This is a genomic window from Nocardia sp. NRRL S-836 (genome assembly GCF_001279525.1).
Classification (GTDB): domain Bacteria; phylum Actinomycetota; class Actinomycetes; order Mycobacteriales; family Pseudonocardiaceae; genus Lentzea.
Genome location: NZ_LGDY01000004.1, coordinates 1 through 602 on the forward strand (window position 1 = coordinate 1; position 602 = coordinate 602).

A 602-nucleotide genomic window follows, 5' to 3' on the forward strand; every position below is an offset into this window, starting at 1 on the left:
GCACGGTGATGTCGTGCGTGGTGGCGGTGCGCCAGCCCGTCAGCGCCTCGTCCACGTCGCGCACCACCGCGCAGTGTTCGAGGAGGTGGCGCACCAGCAACGGGCCGCTCAGGCCGTGCACGGCGTCGTCGTGGCGCACCTCGCGGTCGGAGTTGAGCGACACCGCCAGACCGTCCTCGTTGATGCCGTCCAGCAGGCCCCACAACCCGGAGGTCGTGCCCATCACCCGCCGCCGGCCGAGTCTGCTCTGCCACAGCGTCCACTCGTGCCGCGTGACGTCGGCGTCGAGGTTGCGCACCAGCGCCCGGCCGCCGGTCACCTGCCGGCCGGTCACCTCCGGCCGAGGCGGGTCGACGTGGGTCAGGAACGCGGTCAGCCCCAGGTCGTCCAGCTCCGCGGCCGCGGCCAGGTCGGCCGACATCGCGCCGAGCGCGGGAACGGACAGCCCGAGCACCGACGTGCGCCACGTCGTGGTGAACGGATCGTCCACACCGGAGGGACGCAGCCGCGGCCAGTGCCGGCGCACGTGCGCGCGCCACTGCTCGCCGGGTCGCTCCTCGACGAACGCGCGGAACGTCGTGCAGCGGTGGTCGCGGTCGCTC

The 602-nt window shown here is 74.1% G+C and carries 1 protein-coding gene; it reads right to left on the reverse strand.

What is annotated here, in order from left to right:
- The coding region (locus ADL03_RS46540; RefSeq protein ID WP_197288044.1) for a carcinine hydrolase/isopenicillin-N N-acyltransferase family protein at positions 1–602 on the reverse strand (602 nt) is incomplete at both ends.